Source organism: Roseinatronobacter sp. (genome assembly GCF_051859525.1).
Lineage (GTDB): Bacteria > Pseudomonadota > Alphaproteobacteria > Rhodobacterales > Rhodobacteraceae > Roseinatronobacter.
On record NZ_JBHYFM010000030.1, the window covers coordinates 1 to 17804 of the forward strand.

A 17804-nucleotide genomic window follows, 5' to 3' on the forward strand; every position below is an offset into this window, starting at 1 on the left:
TGCAATCGGGGCATCTGGCGGGAAGGTTGAACCGGAATCGGGCAGGCTGATGCCGTTACCCATCGCCTCGATAATAATGCTGTTCAGGATGCCAGGCGTCATCGCACCCGGCAACGGGTCACCACCAACGACAAAAAGATACTGCTCGCTGTCCGAGGCATAAATGCTCAGAACATCAGTCGCGCGCGGGCTACCGTCTTCTGTCCAGATCAGGCGCCCGATCGACGTATCAAAGCCGTCAGGGAAAATGGCGCCGTTGACCGATAAAAGCAAAGGTTCTGCGCCCGAAAAATCGACATCCGGCAGCGCACCCTCATCCACGGTGCCGTCCGGATTAAATTTGGTGATCTGCGTGTAGCTCAGTATCGGCGCCGCTTCGGCAAAACTTAGCGCCAGAGTCGCGGGACCAGTGATCGTGGTGACCTGACCGGCATTTTCATCGAAGGAAAACCCGAAGCCGGTAATGGTGAACATGCTCATATCTGTAACTCCGCCAGTGTCGCCGGGGGCTGTCAGTTCTAAAACCTGATCGGCGAATTCTATGAAATGAATATTCTGAAGCGTATTGACACCATCATGCGGGTTCAGGGCCGTTCCGCCCCCCCGCAGATCGGTAACAGTGGTAATGCCTGTCCCAGCGTCTGTTATAATGTCGTAATCAGCCAGATTGCCCGAAAACCGCGCGGTATTGACCCCGCCGCCGCCGTCAAGCGTGTCATTGCCTGCCCCGCCTTCAAGCGTATCGTTGCCCGCGCCGCCGGTGATTGTGTTGTCGCCATAATTGCCCAGCAACAGGTTGCCGCCATCGTTTGCCTGCAAGCTCAGGTCAGCGGCGCCCAGAAGTTGCGCCGCCTCGGCGCCCGCGCCAAGGATCAGGTTGCCCGAGGACAGCAAACGCAACGAGTCGTCCGATCCTGCGACCAGATCCAGCTTCACATTGCCCACGGACAGATCGACTTGCGCGCCGATGGAAATGGCGCCCCATGTCAGGGTGACATGCACATCCGGTGCCGCGCCAAGTGCCAGCGCATAGCCCCCCGCATTGGCCGACAGGGTGCTGGTGCCACTGGCCGCGATGGAAACGCCGCTTTCCCCTTCGCCCAGTGAATAAAAGCCGTCCTCGTCCGTGTCCGAATACACCACACCTGTCAGAAACACCTCTGACCCAGACAGCGCGAATTTCTGCGTCAGCATGGACGCATTCCAGTCCGTGCCGCTATGGGTGAACACACCTTCAACCTGCGCAACGCCGGTTTCACGGAACCATTCGGTCAGAATATTGCGCCGGTGCCCGTCACTGTTGAACAGCCCCGCCGCGTGGTTGATGACGGCGGCTTCCATGTCGATAGCATGCGGATACACGCCCTGCCATGACAGGTTTTCACCCCAGGCGGTGGGGGGCGTTATGGCAAATCCGTTCTGATCTGTCAGGGTGTAGCCGGATGCGTTTATACGCGCCTCTATGCTGGACCCGCCCTGCCCCGTATGACTGAAGATATTGGCATCCAGCATCCAGTCCGAATGCCCCAGCGCGGCATCGCGCAGCAATGCGTCAGGGGCCAGCGCTTGAAGTGCAATCCCTGAAACGGTGTCAGAGGGTAGCCCGCGGTTCAGTCCAATGATGCCAAGATCTTCAAGTGATGCGCGCAAACTGCCGTTTGTCACGCCCGCATCCGCAAGCAGTCGGTCAACCTCGCGTTGAGGGTCCAGACGGGCACGGTTTACATATTCAAGAAACAGCTGATCCAGATCAGTAAAACTATTCATAATAAAAAATACTCCAATTCGCAAATATTAGCCGGAAATCAATCTTCCGGTAAAGAGGCGATTTGGGGTCAGGCTGGATTTGGCGGCAATTTCATGCACGCATGATAACACGACCGACAGTGTCGCAAAATGCACATGTAAACCGGAAAATCATACGATCGCGGCACAGATCAGGCGCACAGGTGCGTCAGCCGGTCAATCGCGTGCCGGTTGCACCTGCGTGCGCTCTACATCACCGCGCCAATCTGCCACGGCACAAATTCAACCGCACCGAAGCCCTGCGCCTCGCTTTTGGTTTCATCGCCGGATGCGACGCGCAGCATCATGTCAAATATCTGCCTGCCCTTGTCCTGCAAACTGACACCCGACAGGATTTCACCGCAATCCACATCCATATCAGGTTCCATACGCCGCCAAAGGTCGGGGTTGGATGCGATTTTGATGCAGGGCACAGGCTGGTATCCGGACACGCTGCCGCGCCCTGTGGTAAACGCGATCAGGTTCGCACCAGACGCGATTTGCCCCGTCACCGAACACGGGTCATAACCGGGGCTGTCCATGAACACAAAACCTGCGCGGTCAATGGCTTCGCCATATTTATACACCGCCGACAGGGGCGCGGTGCCGCCCTTTGCGACCGCGCCAAGGCTTTTTTCAAGGATCGTGGTCAGCCCGCCGCGCTTGTTGCCCGGTGACGGGTTGTTGTCCATTTCCCCGAAATTGCGGGCGGTATAATCTTCCCACCAAGTAATAAGGTCGATCAGTTTGCGTCCTGTCGGTTCATCGGCGCGGCGGGTCAACAAATGCTCGGCCCCATAGATTTCTGATGTCTCGGACAAAATGGACGTGCCGCCCTGCTGCACTAGCAAATCTGACGCCACGCCCAGCGCGGGATTGGCCGTAATGCCCGAATACCCGTCAGACCCGCCGCATTGCATGCCAAGCACCAGCTTCGCGGCAGTTGCGGGCTGTCGGACGGCCTTGTTCGCCTCGGCAGCGAGATCACGCAGAATGGCGACGCCCTTGTCAACAGTCGCGCGCGTGCCGCCGGTCTGCTGGATCGTCATATAGCGAAAGCGCGCGCTGTCCTTCAGCGCCTTGCGGTCGATCAGGTCGGGGATCTGCATAACCTCGCATCCAAGGCCCACCATCAGGATGGCGCCGAAATTCGGGTTATGGCCATATCCCGCTATTGTGCGGAACAGCGTGTCATACCCTTCGCCCTTGCCGGACATGCCGCAGCCGGTGCCATGGACAATGGGAACGATGCCGTCAACATTGGGAAAATCGCGCAGCCAGCCCTGCCGTTCACATTCTTCAGCAATGAACTGCGCGACAGAGCCGGCGCAGTTCACAGATGTCAGAATGCCCAGATAATTCCGCGTGCCAACCCGCCCTGAGGGACGGTGGAAGCCCCGGAATTCCGCCACTTCCGCCATATCGGGCAAGGCGGTCAGCGCACTGCCAAAGCCGTAATCCTGCTTATGCGCGCCCATACCAAGGTTGTGGACATGCACATGCATTCCTGCCGCAATCGCTTGGCTGGCAACCCCGATCACCTGTCCGTATTTCAACACCGCCTCGCCTGCTGCAATGGCGCGGATCGCAACCTTATGGCCAGAGGGTATCTGCTCGGACACGCACACGCCAGACGCGATTTCCGTGCCCGCGCCCAGCGGACGCAGCGCGACCATGATGTTGTCGCGTGTATGCAAATGCAATGCGGCCTGAAGTTTGTCTGTCACGGGGTCACCAGAATCTTAACAATATCATCGCGGTCGTGAACCAATGACGGAAAACGCGCAGGCAGATCCCCAAGCGCCACGACGTCCGACACTAACGCATCTGTCGGTACATCACCACGCCTGATTGCCGCCATGACACGCTCGAAATCTTCGCGCAGGGCATTGCGGCTGCCGATGATGCGGGCCTCTCGTTTGTGAAATTCCGCATCCGAAAACCGGATATCGTCCTTGACGACGCTGACCAGCACTGTGCTTCCCCCATGCGCCAGAAGTGGAAACCCCGCTTCTATGGCGTCACGGTTGCCTGTCGCATCGAATACCGTGTCAAACCCTTCGGCCAGATCACCGGTCAGAATATCATCTTGCGGCTGGTACAGTTTTTCAAATCCGCACAGGGTTCGCGCCAGACCCAGCCGTTTGGCACTGATATCAAGAATATGGACATCCGCCCCTGCCAGCCGCGCAAACAGGGCAGTGCCCAGACCGATCGGGCCAGCACCGGTTACCAATACAAGATCGCCCTTGCCCACACCGGACCGTGCAACTGCATGGGCGCCGATGGCCAGAAACTCGACCATGGCGGCCTGCGCTGCGCTTAATCCCTGCGCGGGATACAGATTTCCCGCAGGCACTGCGATGCGTGCGCACATACCGCCATCGCGGTGCACGCCCAGAACCTGTATGCTACCACAGCAATTCGGTTTGCCACGCTGGCACGCGCGACAAGTCCCGCACGAGATATAGGGGTTCACCACCACCAGCTGCCCCTTGTCGGGACCACTGGCGATATGGCCCGACAATTCATGCCCGATCACCCTTGGATATTCCAGAAACGGATGCTTGCCTTCGAAGATATGGTAATCTGTGCCGCAAATCCCGATTGCTGCAATGTCTACCAGCACCCAGCCTTCGGGGGCCGTGACGGGCTGCGGGCGCGACATGACACGAAACTGGCCGGGCTTGATACACACACCGCACGCCATCATCTGTTCGGCCTCGCCCCTCATTGTGACATTTCCAGATTGCGCGCGGCCCAATCGGCAGGCAACTCGCCCTTCACGATCAGGCTAAGGACATCATCCTTGCTGACATCATCAATCCCGTGCGCGCCCACCACGCGGCCCTTGTTCATCACGACGACCCTGTCGCACAGATCGAACACGTCATGTATGTCATGGCTGACAAGGAAAATGCCAATGCCTTCGGCGCGCAGCTGGCGGATAAGATCGGCCACCATGGCAGTTTCCGACGGGCCAAGCGCTGCGGTCGGTTCATCCATGATCAGGACTTTCGTATCAAAATAGATGGCCCTTGCGATGGCGATCACCTGACGTTGCCCGCCGGACAGGCTGGAAACGGGATCGCGCAAGTTCTTGAAATTCGGGTTCAGGCGCGCCAGAACCTCGCGGGCGGCACGCAGCATTCGGGCATCATCCAGATTGCCAAAGCGGGTTTTCAATTCCCGCCCCAGAAACAGATTGCTGGGCGCGTCCAGATGATCGGCCAGGGCCAGTGTCTGGTAAATTGTTTCAATCCCGTGAGCGCGGGCGTCATTGGGTTCGCCAAATTGCACAGGGGTGCCGTTCACATGAATTTCACCACTGCTGGGCACCATCGCGCCCGACAGAATGCGCATAAGGCAGGATTTCCCCGCCCCGTTATGCCCCAGAAGTCCCACCACCTCGCCCGGGAACAAATTGACCGTGACCTTGTCGACCGCACGCACACCACCAAAATGTTTTTCAATATCAATCATTTCGACCAAGGGCTGTTGTGACATGGATGTGTCCTGTATCTTGTGTATCGGCAGTGATTTGAAGGGGTGGACGGGGGCCGCATCACGGCCCCCGAGTGCAGGTTAGTACAGGACGTTCTGCGCCTCGTCCGTGTCGACATTGTCCTTGTCGACCATGACAACGCCGGTGTTGATGAAACTTTCCACCGCTTCACCCGCCAGAATATCCATGACCGCCTGAACGCCCAATTCACCCATGGCGAAGGACCCCTGCACGGCGGTCGCAGTCAGCACGCCGTCGCGGACAAATTCCTGCAAATCTTCGTTCCCGTCAAAGCCAAGCGCAACAAGTTCGCCCACCTTGCCGGCCTGAATGATCGCGCGGCCCATGCCCACGGCGGTCGGCTCGTTCGCGCCGAATATGCCCACCAGATCGGGGTTTGATGCCAGCATATCGGTTGTCTGGTTCAAGGCATTGGCCATCTGGCTTTGGGAATATAGCGGGCCAACGATCTCCAACTCGGAATTTTCGCGCAAATAGTCGGAAAAGCAGCCAACGCGGCCAATTTCAGACCCGACACCTGCAACATAGGACATGATGCCGACCTTGCCGGTGGTTCCTGCCTCCTCGATCATGCGTTGTGCGACCTGTTCGCCTGCTGCACAATTATCCGTGGACAGAAACGCCTGAAAGCTGCCCTCGGCGCTTTCATCAAGGGCGCTGTCGATGATGACAACCGGAATGCCACTCTCGAAGGCGCGGCGAACAGCGGGCACCAGCGCATCGGGGTCCGACGGGGCAAGAACCATGCCTGCAACGCCGCGGTTGATTGCGTTCTCGACCATATTGACCTGATCGCCAATCGCACTTTCAGATGCAGGCCCATCGAAGGTAAGCGTGTATTCGGATTGCCCCTCGATTGCCGATTGTGCACCGGCATTCACGTTTTGCCAGAAATTGGAGTTTGTGGTTTTCACAATTACCGCAATTTCACCTGCGTGGACCGTCCCTGCGGCCAAAGCAATGACCGATGCGGCCAGACCTGTTTTCAGCATTTTCATTTTACTTCCTCCTCCGTTGATAAAAGCCAGGCACGTCAGCGCCTGTTTCGGATCTGATCGATCCAGACTGCGCCGATGACCACAAACCCGATGACAATCTGCTGGATGAACGCGGAAACACCGGACATGTTCAGACCATTGCGCAGAATTCCGATAATGAACGCACCAATCATGGTGCCCGCAATCGTGCCCACCCCACCGGACAGGGACGCGCCGCCAATCACCGCCGCCGCGATTGCGTCCAGTTCATACATGACACCTTCGCTGGGTTGGGCCGTCACAAGGCGCGACATCAGCACGTTGCCCGCCAGCCCCGCCAGCGCACCGGACATTGTGTAGGCATACATTTTTGTCCAGTCGACATTCACGCCCGACAACCGCGCGGCTTCTTCATTGGATCCGGTGGCATAGATATGCCGCCCGATCTGGCGACGGCGCAAAATATATGCAGCGGCAATCGCCACAACCAAAAGCAGGATTGCAGGATACGGGATGCCGGGAAAAACCACGCGCGGGAACCCGTTCGGCTGCATTTCGACAATGCGAAACAAGGCCCCGTTGCCAAGCCGCCCGAAGGCCTCGCCCAGACGCGAAACCGGCGCCGCGCCAGTCAGTTGCAAGGCAGCACCACGGGCAATCAGCATCATGCCCAGTGTCGCCACGAATGGCGGAATGCGCATTTTGGTAATGACAAAACCGTTAAACGCCCCGCAGGCCGCACCCATCAACACGCCCGCGCACATCGCTGGCACAACCGGCACACCCATTTTGACGGCAAGCCCTGAAATAACGCCCGACAAGGCAAGCACGGACCCCACGGACAGATCGATGCCACCTGTAATGATAACCAGCGTCAGCCCGATCCCCAGAAGCCCGATGACCGAGGTTTGCAGCAGGATCGTCAGACCATTATTCACCGAGAAGAAGGACGCGCTGGCAATCGAGAACCCGATAACCAGCAACACCAGCGTCAGCAATGCAGAAGCCCGATGCAGCCGGTCACGCGCGATTATCAGTTTCCAGTCACCCGCGTCCAGCCACGGCTTGCTTGCATCCGCCATCATCCCCCCTCGATCGTCTGCACTAAATTATTAAATACCATGAACACGGCACTTGCGCCTGTCAAATGTTTTTAATAATTTAGGACAAATACAAACGATATCAGGAAAACGCCATGGCCCGCAGGGATACACGCTACCGCGAAGCCTATAACCGGCTGCTTGATTATTGCGCCACCCATGCGCAGGGTACGGAACTACCATCAGAAACCGCCCTGTGCAGCATGACAGGCGTTAGCCGGACTGTGGTGCGGCGCTGCCTGTCGCGCATGGCGGAACTGGAACTGATTGCATGGAATGGCCGCGAAAAGCACCTATTGCGCGCCCCCGTTGCCGAAGACAGGATCGCCTTGCCCGACAGCGCCGATGGGCGCGAACACCTTGAACAACGCTTTCTGGACTGGGTTTTGCGTTTTGACGTGCCTGCGGGAACGCCGCTTTCCATTGCCGAACTTGCGCGCAATTTCGAAGTGGCACAGCATGACCTGAAGGAATTTCTGGCCGGCCTCAGCCGGTTCGGGCTGGTTGCCCGCCGCCCGCAAGGCGGCTGGATGCTGCGCGGGTTCACCAAGGATTTCGCGGTCGAGTTGTCGGACTTCCGGCTTGTTCTGGAACTGGATGCCGTGTCCAAAGCGGTTGACGCGCCGGTTGACCACCCGATCTGGCAGCGACTGGCCGCCCTGCGCATTGCGCATCTGGACCTTAGTGCCCAGATCGAGACCGATTTCCACGAATTCTCAAAACTGGACGAGGCGTTTCACGAAGCGTTGAATTCAGTTGTGCGCAATCGCTTCATTGCCGAGTTCCAGAAAGTCATCTCTCTGATATTCCACTATCATTACATGTGGGACAAGACGCATGAAAAGGAACGCAACCTCGCAGCCATCAATGAGCATCTGGCAATCATCGATGCGATTGAGGCCCGCGACCTGCAACGCGCCACAGATGCCGCACGCAAACACCTGCAAACATCAAAATCAACGCTGCTATCGTCGCTACGCCATCATGACCTTGGCTAGGGCATCCTTCGCCTTTGGGGGCAGATCCTGCTGAAGGGCCTGTAGATTCCGACGCAATGTCGCTGGTTTCGCCGTTCCCAGCAACACGGAACTTGCGGCAGGGTGCTGGCGCGCAAAATGAAGCGCCAGACTGGCCAGTGGAACCCCCGCAGACTGCGCCAGATCTTGCAGCGCTGCAACACGGTCCAGAACCTGTTGCGGGGCGGGGCCATAATCATAGGTCGCCCCCTCCACAGGCCCTGTCGCCAGAATACCCGAATTGAATACCCCCCCCAGCACCAGACTTGTGCCCGCAGCGCGACAGCGGGGCACAAGCTCAACCTCGGCGCTGCGATCCAGCAATGTCAGCCGACCTGCCAGCAGAATGACATCAACCGGCCCATGATCCGTGACCTGCAAGCAAACATCGCATTCATTGACCCCAAGCCCGAATGCGTCGATGCGCCCCGCTTCCTTCAAGCGGACAAGGCGCTCATATCCTGACCCAAGAAACGCATCCATATGCGCAGGGTTCGCAGCCCCATGTGTATAGGTTCCCAGATCATGAACATAAAGGATATTGATGCGGCCAACGCCCAGCCGCTTCAGGCTTTGCTCCAGACTCTCCTCGATCCCGTCACCGGAATAGTCGTAGTGCACGTCATTCTGCGCAGGGTTCACATAGCTGTCGGCCTCGGAAATGGGGGCGGCGGCGGGCCGCAGCACACGGCCAACCTTGGTGGACAGGGTAAACCCGTCCCGCCCCTGCAAAAACCGGCCAAGGCGCTGTTCCGAAAGGCCACGACCATAATGCGGGGCAGTATCGAAATACCGGATGCCACTGTCCCAGGCTTCCTGCAGGACGTCTTGCGCCACAGCGTCCGGAATTTCACGATACAGGTTACCGATGCTGGCACAGCCGAATGAAATATCGGTTACTGTCGCGGCCGTTTGCCCGATCTTTGTGGTCCTCATGCCATTTCCCCTTTCGGCTGCGCGGATGCGCTTTTCCATATGCCTGCCATCACGCCCGCCAGCCACACGGCACTGGATATGGCGCGCCCGATCACATGGCAGACTTTGCCGCATTATGTTTATTATTATTTAGAACACAAGAGGCGCGCGCACAAATGCGGCGGGGCCTTGCCTTGTGGTGCCATGTGCTAGCCCGATCAGCGCATGGCAGGCGGCCCCCCTGCCCCGATCTTCCATCCGGTAACGGCCTGCAATTCTGCAAAAAGGTCTTCGCGATTCAGCGGCTTGCTAAGGAAACCCTGAAATCCCCGCGCGACATAATCGGCCTTGCGACCGTTCATGACATTTGCAGTCAGCGCAATGACAGGAACCCCCGAGATTGGTCCGTCAAGCTGCCGCAATGCCTGCAAGGTTTGCGGCCCGTCCAGAACCGGCATCTGCATATCAAGCAAAATAAGGTCAACTGCGGTATCCGCCAGAATTTCAAGCGCCACAGCACCATTTTCTGCCTGCAAACAGCTTGGCCCAAGAGGCTTGAGCAATCCAAGCACGACATGGCGATTAATGCGGCTGTCATCCACAACCAGAATATGGCGCCCTTCCAACGGCTTTCCCAGCCCCGCCAGATCAGTATGCGCCGCAACAGCCTTTTGCGCGCCACCGGTGACGCGTTCAACCGCGAATGTCAGAACGAAACTTGATCCCTGTCCAGGGGCAGATGTCAGCGTAATATCCCCGCCCATAAGCCGCGCCAGCCTGCGCGAAATGGCCAGCCCCAGCCCTGTGCCGCCATAACTGCGTGTGGTGGCGGCGTCGGCCTGCTCGAAGGGTTTGAACAGCCGTTTTTGCACATCTTCACTGATGCCGGGGCCATTGTCAGTGACCGTGGCCGATATGACCCAGCCAGCCCCCGCCGATGTGGCGCGCAACACCACGGTGATCTGTCCGCCGGATGTGAATTTCACCGCATTCGACACCAGATTGGCCAGACATTGCCGGACCCTGACAGAATCAAATCTTGCCTGTTCCGGCATATCCCCTGACACAGAAAACTGCAGTTCTGTCCCGTTTTCCGTGGCGCGCGGGCGAAACAATTCCACAATATCTTCCAGCGGTTTCACAAGCGGCTGCGCCACAGGGTCCAGCGACACCTCGCCTACCTCGATCTTTGCAAGATCAAGCACATCGGCAATAATTCCCATCAGCAACTCGCCGGATTCGCCGATCATGTTCAGGGCCGCGCGCTGCTCGCGCGTCAGGTCGGACGCCTCCAACACTTGGGCCATGCCCAGAACACCGTTTAGCGGCGTGCGGATTTCATGACTCATATTTGCAAGAAATTCGGTTTTGGCGCGATTGGCCACATCTGCGGCTATCAGGGCGCGGCGCAAATCCGACTTGACGGACAGGATGCGTTCGACAAGGAAATACCCGAACAATACGGCGGGTGTGGCCACCACAAATGCCACGATTGCTGCCGTGATCGTTGCAAACCGGACCATCGCCGGTTCCATGTCCCATGACAGCCAGCTGGAAAACCCGTTCCAAAGCGCGGCCATAAGCGCAGCGCTGATTGCAACAATCGCAAGGATCATTGCAGTGTTGAAATACCACGGGTTGCTTTGCTCTGCATATTCCAGCAGCGATGCGACCAACGAACGCACACGCCTTGGAAATCCGCCGAAAGTCCCCATGCTTCGCCCGTTCTAATACGCTATTTATGGACCAAGGCACCGCCAATCACGACAAATCCAACTGACAGCGACACGCCACTGCACAGACGATTGCCTATTCTTGTCAATCGATCAACCACTTCAATTCAATTTGCAGTTTTCAGGCGGAAAACTGACCGGTTTCGCGGGGATTTATCACTAGGGATGCGCACCCCCTAGTCGACAAACGCCTTTTCCACCACATATTGGGCGGGCGCGCTGTTTGCCCCTTCGGTCAATCCGGCATCTTCCAGAACTTTTTTGATATCAAGGTTGAAGGCCAGTGACCCGCAGACCATTGCGCGGTCGATTGTCGGGTCAAGCGGGGCGATTTCAAGATCTTCAAACACCTTGCCCGATGACAGGTTATCGGTCACGCGGCCGGTATATTGCCCGTCTTCGCGGGTAGTTGCGGGGTAATATAGCAGCTTGTCCCCCACAAGTTCCCCAATCAGCGGATCGTCAGGCAAGGCTTCAATCAGGGCGCGGCCATAGGCCAGTTCCGCCTGTTCGCGGCAGGTGTGCATGACGATCACCTGTTCGTATTTTTCCCATGTTTCAGGGTCGCGCAGCAAGGATGCGAAGGGCGCGATGCCTGTGCCTGTTGCCAGCATCCACAGCCGCTTGCCCGGCAGCAACGCATCAAGCACCAATGTGCCCACAGGTTTGGGGCGCAGGATAATCTGGTCACCCGGCTGGATATGCTGCAAGCGCGACGTCAGCGGCCCATCCGGCACCTTGATCGAATAAAACTCCAACTCCTCGTCCCAGGACGGGGACGCGATGGAGTAGGCGCGCAGCAAGGGTTTGCCATTGCCCCCCAGCAACCCGATCATCACAAATTCGCCTGACCGGAACCGCAGACTCAGCGGACGGGTGCATCTGAATGCAAACAGACGGTCGGTGTAATGCGTCACACTGGTGACTGTCTGCGCGTCGGGCAAGGTCGGGGTCGCTTTTGCTGCGGGTGCGATTTGGTCCATCCGGAACTCTTTCCTGTCTGCGGTCGGGCTTGCCATGCGTGACATAACCATTGCGTTGAAGCTAAACCTTGATACGGATCAACATCAACCGGTTCATATTGCCGCAGCACATAACCTGTTGCAGAAGATATTTCCATTTCATAGGATATGAAAATAAAAAATCGGGAAACTGTCCCCCCTTTTTTCCAAATATGGAGAAATTTGACCAATGCAACACAGTCTGGACGATCTGGACAGGCGCATCCTGCGCGAACTTCAGGACGATGCAAGCCAGTCGCTGGACGAAATTGCGCGCAAAGTCGGTTCCAGCAAGACGCCGGTATGGAATCGCGTGCGCAAATTGCGTGCCGCAGGTGTGATTGCGCGCCAGACCGTACTTCTGGACCCCGAAGCCCTGGGACTGGAGGCCTGCTTCTTCGTGCTGGTGCGCACTGCGGCCCATGAGGCAGACTGGCAAAAGCGGTTCCTGCACGCAGTCCGTGCAAGGCCCGAAGTGATGGAAGCCCATCGCCTTGCAGGCGATATCGACTATATCCTGAAGGTGCGCGTTCCCAATGCGCGCGCCTATGACCGGTTTTATCAGGCGCTGATTTCAGAAGTCAGCATTCACAACGTGACCGCATTGCTGTCGATGGAAGAAATCAAGGCAACGACAATCCTGCCGCTGGACGATGATACCGCGTAACTATGGCGGGTGGTGCCAACTGGAAACAACATAAGGGTGAAACATGCTCAGGTTCTTGCAAACCGTTATGATATCAGCCGCATTTGCAGCGGCGGGCGCACTGTCTGCGCAGGAATACCCGCAGTTATTTGATGTGGTGGATGTGTCGCCCGATGACGTGCTGAACATCCGGCAGGAACCGTCTGCCAGCAGCGATATCATCGGAACCCTTGCCCCTGACGCCACCGGCATAGAGGTTATCATGCTGAACTCGACCCAACGCTGGGGTATGGTCAACAGCAACGAAAGCACCGGCTGGGTGTCCATGCGCTATATGCAGGGGCAAGGTGTCCATATCGATCATTTCAATATGCCCGTCGGGTTGTCCTGCTATGGGACAGAGCCCTTCTGGTCCCTTCACAGTGATCGCGGTGTCTGGCATTTCGACAGCCTGAACGACCCTGCTGCAGAGCTGGAAATCGACATAGCACAGGACAGCGGCATTGCGCAGGATTTCCGGCGCATGGTCCGCCTGACAGGTCCGGATGGGCCTGCGACTGCGTTCATCTATCCCGCCGCCTGCAATGACGGCATGAGTGATCTTGCCTTCGGCCTGTCGATATCGCTGATGACAGGTCCATCGGCGCCGATGCTAAGCGGTTGTTGCAGCTTGGGGGCACGGTAGCAAAAGCGGCGCAAGACCTGAACACGCATCAACTGTCAGGTCTTGCAGCATATTGCGCCCCTATAGCGGCGTGCCGGTATAGGCTTCGGCAAACAGCTTGCGTGCGGCGGGGTCCGTGGCCAGCAGTTCCAGTTCCACACGCTGCATCTGGCGGTCGAAATCCGAATGCTCCGGGAAACTGTGCATCATGGTGGTCACCGACCAGGAAAACCGCATGGCCTTCCAGATCCGCGCCAGCGCCTTTTGCGAATAGCCGTCCAGCCCGCTGGTGTCATTATTGCCATAATAGGCCAGCAATGCCTGCGACAGGTAATGCACATCCGATGTCGCAAGGTTCAGCCCCTTGGCCCCTGTCGGAGGCACGATATGCGCCGCATCCCCGCACAGGAACAACGCCCCCCAGCGCAACGGCTCGGACACGAAGCTGCGCAAGGGCGCGATGGATTTCTCGATCGAGGGGCCGGTCACCAGATCGGCGGCGACATCTTGCGGCAGGCGCGCTTTCAACTCGGTCCAGAACGCATCATCGGACCAATCCTCGACCTTGTCGGTCAGTGGCACCTGAATGTAGTAGCGCGACAGCATCTCGTTGCGCATGGACGCCAGCGCAAACCCGCGCGGGTGGTTGGCATAGATCAGCTCATCGCGCACAGGCGGCGTTTCGGACAAAACGCCCAGCCAGCCGAACGGATAGACCTTTTCATACTCGCGGCGCACATCCTCGGGGATCGTGCGGCGGCTGACCCCGTGGAACCCGTCACATCCGGCAATGAAATCACACTCCAGACGGTGCGCCTCGCCATCCTTTTGCCATGTGACATAGGGCGCGCCGTCTTTCAGGTCGTGCAGGGTCACATTCTCGACGCCATGAATATGGGTCGCGCCCAAGGCATCCTGCGCCTCATACAGGTCGCGGGTCACTTCGGTCTGGCCATAGACCATGACCTTATGCCCGCAGGCTTCCCCAAAATCCACGCGGATCATTTGCTGGTCACTGCTCAGGTAACAGCCGTGATGGGCAAAGCCTTCGCGTTGCATGCGCGCGCCGGCGCCTGCCTCGTTCAACAGATCAACGGTGCAGCGTTCCAACACGCCTGCGCGGATACGCGACAGCACATGTTCACGGCTTTGACGTTCCAGAACGACAGTGCTGATTCCCGCCTTGTTCAACAATTGTGACAGCAACAGCCCCGATGGCCCCCCGCCAATAATCGCAACCTGAGTGCGCATATGCCCCCCTTCCCTGAATTGCTTAATCTGACAGGCATATTATGCGACGGGGGCAAAACTGGAATGGATTACCACGGCCATTTATGGTATTATTACGCCATGAAAACACAATCCCGCCCAGCACATGAAATACCGGCATGGCATCTGTATGGCGAACGCGCGCCTTTCCCTGATATTGCGCATATGGAACGCATAATCGACCGCGCCGCAGGGTTGGACTGGCAGATACGACCGCACCGCCATACCCATCTGTTGCAGATATTTCTGTTGCTATCCGGCCAGATCACCTTTCACGCCGAAGGGCAAAGCCGCAGCCTTGCCCCCCCTGTCGCACTGTGCCTGCCGCCGGCCGCAGTCCACGGGTTTGATTTCTCCGCAGGCACCGAGGGCTGGGTGCTTAGCCTGCCTGTGCATAATTTTCCGGAGTTTCTGGCGGACGGGGCAGAATTGGCCTTCATCCTGAACCGCCCCGCAATCCTGCCCCCGAATTCAGACGTTCAGGGCAATTTCATCCGGCTGTTCGATATCTGGTCGGGCAGCGGGCGCTTTCGCAGCACAGAATTGCGCTGCGTGCTGGGCCAGATCTTGTGTGCCCTGTTCAAGGACCAAACGGCCCCCGCCCCCCAAGACCAAACCCGCAGCGACCCGCGAATTGCCAAATTCCAATCACTGATTGCCACATATGCCAACGAACATTGGCCGGTATCGCGCTATGCGACTGCATTGGGCATGTCGGCGCGCAATCTGGGCCGGTTGTGCAAACAGCAAACCGGACTGCCCCCTCAGGCGATGATCGAATCCCATCTGATGCGGGAAGCCGCACGCCTTCTGGCCTATACCCGCATGAGCGCGCAAAGCATTGCGCACAGGTTGGGATATGATGACCCCAGCTATTTCAACCGCCGTTTCAGGACTTTTGCGAATATGTCGCCGGGGGCCTATCGGCGCAGGCTGGAGCAATAGACAATTCGCACCCTGCGCCCTTGTTCCGCGCTTTGGGATACTGCCCCTGCTGGTCAGCCCCTACTGGCGTTCGGCAAAAATACGGGTTCGCATCACTTCGGACGCGGCAAGCTGGGATTGCGCCGATAGGATCGCAGTCCAGTCGGCCAACCCGCAAGATGCCTCGTGCTGGTTCAAAGCCTGCGGCAGTGAAATCCCGTTTTCCACCGCGCGCGCAAGTGCAGCCTTGACCACTTCCTGTGCTTGGGGGCGCGGCATATACGCGGCCAATGCAAAACTTGCGGCTTCCGCAAGGACGGCCCCGTTTCCAGCATCCAGTTGCACAGCCATGCGCGCAGGATCTGCCGTCAGGCTGTCGGCCAGCGCCTGCGCATGGCGCAACGCTGCCGCTGTGGCCATACCCATTTGCGGCAGGGCCAGCCATTCCAGCGCCCATGCCGCCCCGTCGCGTTCTTCCATCGGGCTGGCGGCGCGGGTCAGTGCCGGTTGCAAACAGGCGGTCCAGTCCGCCAGCGTGATGATGGCTTCGGCCCCTACGGGATTGGATTTCTGCGGCATCGTGGATGACCCGCCGCCGGTGCCTGCGCGGGCTTCGGCGATTTCGGACCGCCCAAGCGTGACCAGATCGCGCGCCATTTTCGCCAGTGCCGCCGACACCCCCGCCAGCCAGCCCCCGACTGCCATGATGGACATACGGTCGGTGTGCCAGCAGGGCGCATCTGCCAGCCCCAGTTCGCGCGCCAGTTCCGCAGACAGCGCTGCGCCATGTGTCCCCACAGCGCTGGCAGACCCTGATGCGCCGCCGAACTGCACACGCAGCAGTCGCGCGCGAATGTCCGGCAATGCCGCGTCCAACGCGATCAGCGGTTGTGCCCATGTGGCAATGCGCAACCCGAAACTGATAGGGGTTGCCACCTGACTGCGCGTGCGCCCCGCCATCAGCGTATCCGACTGCGCGTCGCTGGCGTGTTTCAGCGCATCCAGAAGCTGCGCCACCCGCGCCGCCAGCATATCCAGCATATCACGCCATTGCAGCACATGCGCGCAATCCACGATATCCTGACTGGTCGCCCCCCAATGCAGAAACTGCCCGTCAACCCCCAGCCCTGCCTGCAACTGCTTGACCAGCGCGGGCACGGGGACACCAGCTGCAGCAGTGCCCGCACCCAGATCACGCGGGTCAATTCGGGTTTGTGCCAGCGCATCCGACAGGCGCGATGCTGCGTCCTGCGGGATAATCCCGACAGTGCCGCAGGCACGCGCAAGCGCCGCTTCAACCGTGATCATATGCGCGACGAAGCGCGCCTCGGACAAGGTTTCTGCGGCCTGCCCATCCCCCAGCAGGGGGCCAAGCAAGCCACTGTCAAACGGGGCGGGTGTCATGCGCGCAGGGGCAGGTTCAGAATATCGCGGGCCTGCTGCCATGTTGCAACCGGACGGTCGTATTTCGCGCACAGATCCGCCGTGCGCGCCACCAATGCAGCATTGGACGGCGCCAGCCGGTCACGGTCCAGCCGCACATTGTCCTCCAGTCCGGTGCGGGTATGACCACCGCGCGCGATGGCCCATTCATTCACCACAATCTGGTTCGGTCCAATGCCTGCCGCACACCACAGCGCATCGGGCGCAAAGCGTTTCAGCGTTTCGATATAGATGTCCAGAATACGCTCATCCGCGATCATGGCGTTTTTCACGCCCATGACGAATTGCACATAAAGCGGCTGCTTCAAACGCCCGTCGCCCGCCATTTTCGCAGCCTGAATGATGTGCGACAGGTCAAAGGCCTCGATCTCGGGCATGACATCGTATTTCAGCATTTCCGCTGCCAGCCAGTCCACCAGATCCGGCGGATTCTCGTAGACGCGTGTGGGAAAATTATTCGACCCCACCGACAGCGACGCCATGTCGGGACGCAAGGGTAACATGCCGCCGCGCGCCTGCCCTGCGCCCGAACGCCCGCCAGTCGATAGCTGGATGATCATGCCGGGGCAGTGTTTTTCCAGCCCTTCTTTCAGGCGCGCAAACTTTTCTGGGTCCGATGACGGGGTTTCATCATCGTTGCGCACATGGCAATGCGCAATGCTGGCACCCGCTTCAAACGCTTCTTGCGTGCTTTCGATCTGTTCGGCAATGGTCACGGGCACAGCCGGATTATTCGCCTTGGTCGGCACCGAGCCGGTGATGGCCACAGCGATGATGCAAGGGTTTGTCATGACGTCTACGTCCT

At 58.6% G+C, this 17804-nt stretch carries 16 protein-coding genes; 4 read left to right on the forward strand and 12 right to left on the reverse strand.

Annotation, left to right across the window (positions count from 1 at the left end; all coding sequences use genetic code 11):
* The 6 genes from ACTIE1_RS15180 to ACTIE1_RS15205 all read right to left on the reverse strand — a co-directional run.
* A partial coding sequence (locus ACTIE1_RS15180) for a CAP domain-containing protein (protein ID WP_439563474.1) occupies positions 1–1767 on the reverse strand: 1767 nt, incomplete at its 3' end.
* Positions 1768–1994: 227 nt separating this feature from the next.
* Complete coding sequence (locus ACTIE1_RS15185) at positions 1995–3461, reverse strand: UxaA family hydrolase (RefSeq protein WP_439563124.1); 1467 nt, start codon at positions 3459–3461, stop codon at positions 1995–1997.
* A 47-nt stretch (positions 3462–3508) separates the two neighbouring features.
* Positions 3509–4519, reverse strand: a complete 1011-nt coding sequence (locus tag ACTIE1_RS15190) for a zinc-binding alcohol dehydrogenase family protein (RefSeq protein ID WP_439563117.1) — start codon at positions 4517–4519, stop codon at positions 3509–3511.
* Positions 4516–5292 (reverse strand): ATP-binding cassette domain-containing protein, encoded by a 777-nt coding sequence (locus ACTIE1_RS15195; RefSeq protein WP_439563116.1) that lies wholly within the window; start codon positions 5290–5292, stop codon positions 4516–4518. The genes ACTIE1_RS15190 and ACTIE1_RS15195 overlap by 4 nt, the downstream gene beginning before the upstream one ends.
* A gap of 78 nt (positions 5293–5370) precedes the next feature.
* A complete protein-coding gene (locus ACTIE1_RS15200; RefSeq protein WP_439563115.1) occupies positions 5371–6309 on the reverse strand; it encodes an ABC transporter substrate-binding protein in 939 nt (312 codons plus the stop codon).
* Between the two features lie 35 nt (positions 6310–6344).
* On the reverse strand, positions 6345–7370 hold the full coding sequence (locus tag ACTIE1_RS15205; RefSeq protein WP_439563114.1) for an ABC transporter permease: 1026 nt from the start codon (positions 7368–7370) through the stop codon (positions 6345–6347).
* 113 nt (positions 7371–7483) lie between these two features.
* Here ACTIE1_RS15205 and ACTIE1_RS15210 point away from each other — a divergent pair, with 113 nt between their 5' ends.
* Positions 7484–8386: a GntR family transcriptional regulator gene (locus tag ACTIE1_RS15210; RefSeq protein WP_439563113.1), complete on the forward strand. Its 903-nt coding sequence runs from the start codon at positions 7484–7486 to the stop codon at positions 8384–8386.
* Here ACTIE1_RS15210 and ACTIE1_RS15215 read toward each other — a convergent pair.
* The 3 genes from ACTIE1_RS15215 to ACTIE1_RS15225 all read right to left on the reverse strand — a co-directional run bounded on the left by ACTIE1_RS15215 (position 8363) and on the right by ACTIE1_RS15225 (position 12035).
* The gene (locus ACTIE1_RS15215) at positions 8363–9340 is read right to left on the reverse strand and encodes an aldo/keto reductase (protein WP_439563112.1); all 978 of its coding nucleotides are present in this window, start codon (positions 9338–9340) and stop codon (positions 8363–8365) included. The two genes, ACTIE1_RS15210 and ACTIE1_RS15215, sit on opposite strands and share 24 nt — an antisense overlap.
* Before the next feature lie 197 nt (positions 9341–9537).
* Positions 9538–11034 (reverse strand): ATP-binding protein, encoded by a 1497-nt coding sequence (locus ACTIE1_RS15220; RefSeq protein WP_439563111.1) that lies wholly within the window; start codon positions 11032–11034, stop codon positions 9538–9540.
* 194 nt (positions 11035–11228) lie between these two features.
* The gene (locus ACTIE1_RS15225) at positions 11229–12035 is read right to left on the reverse strand and encodes a ferredoxin--NADP reductase (RefSeq protein ID WP_439563110.1); all 807 of its coding nucleotides are present in this window, start codon (positions 12033–12035) and stop codon (positions 11229–11231) included.
* Positions 12036–12243: 208 nt separating this feature from the next.
* On the opposite strand from ACTIE1_RS15225, the gene ACTIE1_RS15230 reads away from it, so the two are divergent.
* The gene (locus ACTIE1_RS15230) at positions 12244–12720 is read left to right on the forward strand and encodes an Lrp/AsnC family transcriptional regulator (RefSeq protein WP_439563109.1); all 477 of its coding nucleotides are present in this window, start codon (positions 12244–12246) and stop codon (positions 12718–12720) included.
* A gap of 43 nt (positions 12721–12763) precedes the next feature.
* Entirely contained in the window at positions 12764–13384 is a 621-nt protein-coding gene (locus ACTIE1_RS15235; RefSeq protein ID WP_439563108.1) for an SH3 domain-containing protein, read from the forward strand.
* Positions 13385–13444: 60 nt separating this feature from the next.
* Here ACTIE1_RS15235 and pobA read toward each other — a convergent pair whose 3' ends face one another.
* Positions 13445–14614 (reverse strand): 4-hydroxybenzoate 3-monooxygenase, encoded by a 1170-nt coding sequence (pobA, locus tag ACTIE1_RS15240; protein ID WP_439563107.1) that lies wholly within the window; start codon positions 14612–14614, stop codon positions 13445–13447.
* Here pobA and ACTIE1_RS15245 point away from each other — a divergent pair, their 5' ends adjacent.
* Positions 14615–15577 carry a helix-turn-helix domain-containing protein gene (locus ACTIE1_RS15245; RefSeq protein WP_439563475.1) on the forward strand — a complete coding sequence of 321 codons (963 nt, stop codon included), beginning with the start codon at positions 14615–14617 and terminating at the stop codon, positions 15575–15577.
* A gap of 60 nt (positions 15578–15637) precedes the next feature.
* Here ACTIE1_RS15245 and ACTIE1_RS15250 read toward each other — a convergent pair whose 3' ends face one another.
* Both ACTIE1_RS15250 and ACTIE1_RS15255 read right to left on the reverse strand, forming a co-directional pair.
* Positions 15638–16960, reverse strand: coding sequence for a lyase family protein (locus ACTIE1_RS15250; RefSeq protein WP_439563105.1), 1323 nt, complete (start codon positions 16958–16960; stop codon positions 15638–15640).
* Positions 16957–17790, reverse strand: coding sequence for a 3-keto-5-aminohexanoate cleavage protein (locus ACTIE1_RS15255; RefSeq protein WP_439563104.1), 834 nt, complete (start codon positions 17788–17790; stop codon positions 16957–16959). The genes ACTIE1_RS15250 and ACTIE1_RS15255 overlap by 4 nt, the downstream gene beginning before the upstream one ends.
* Between the last annotated feature and the right edge of the window lie 14 nt (positions 17791–17804).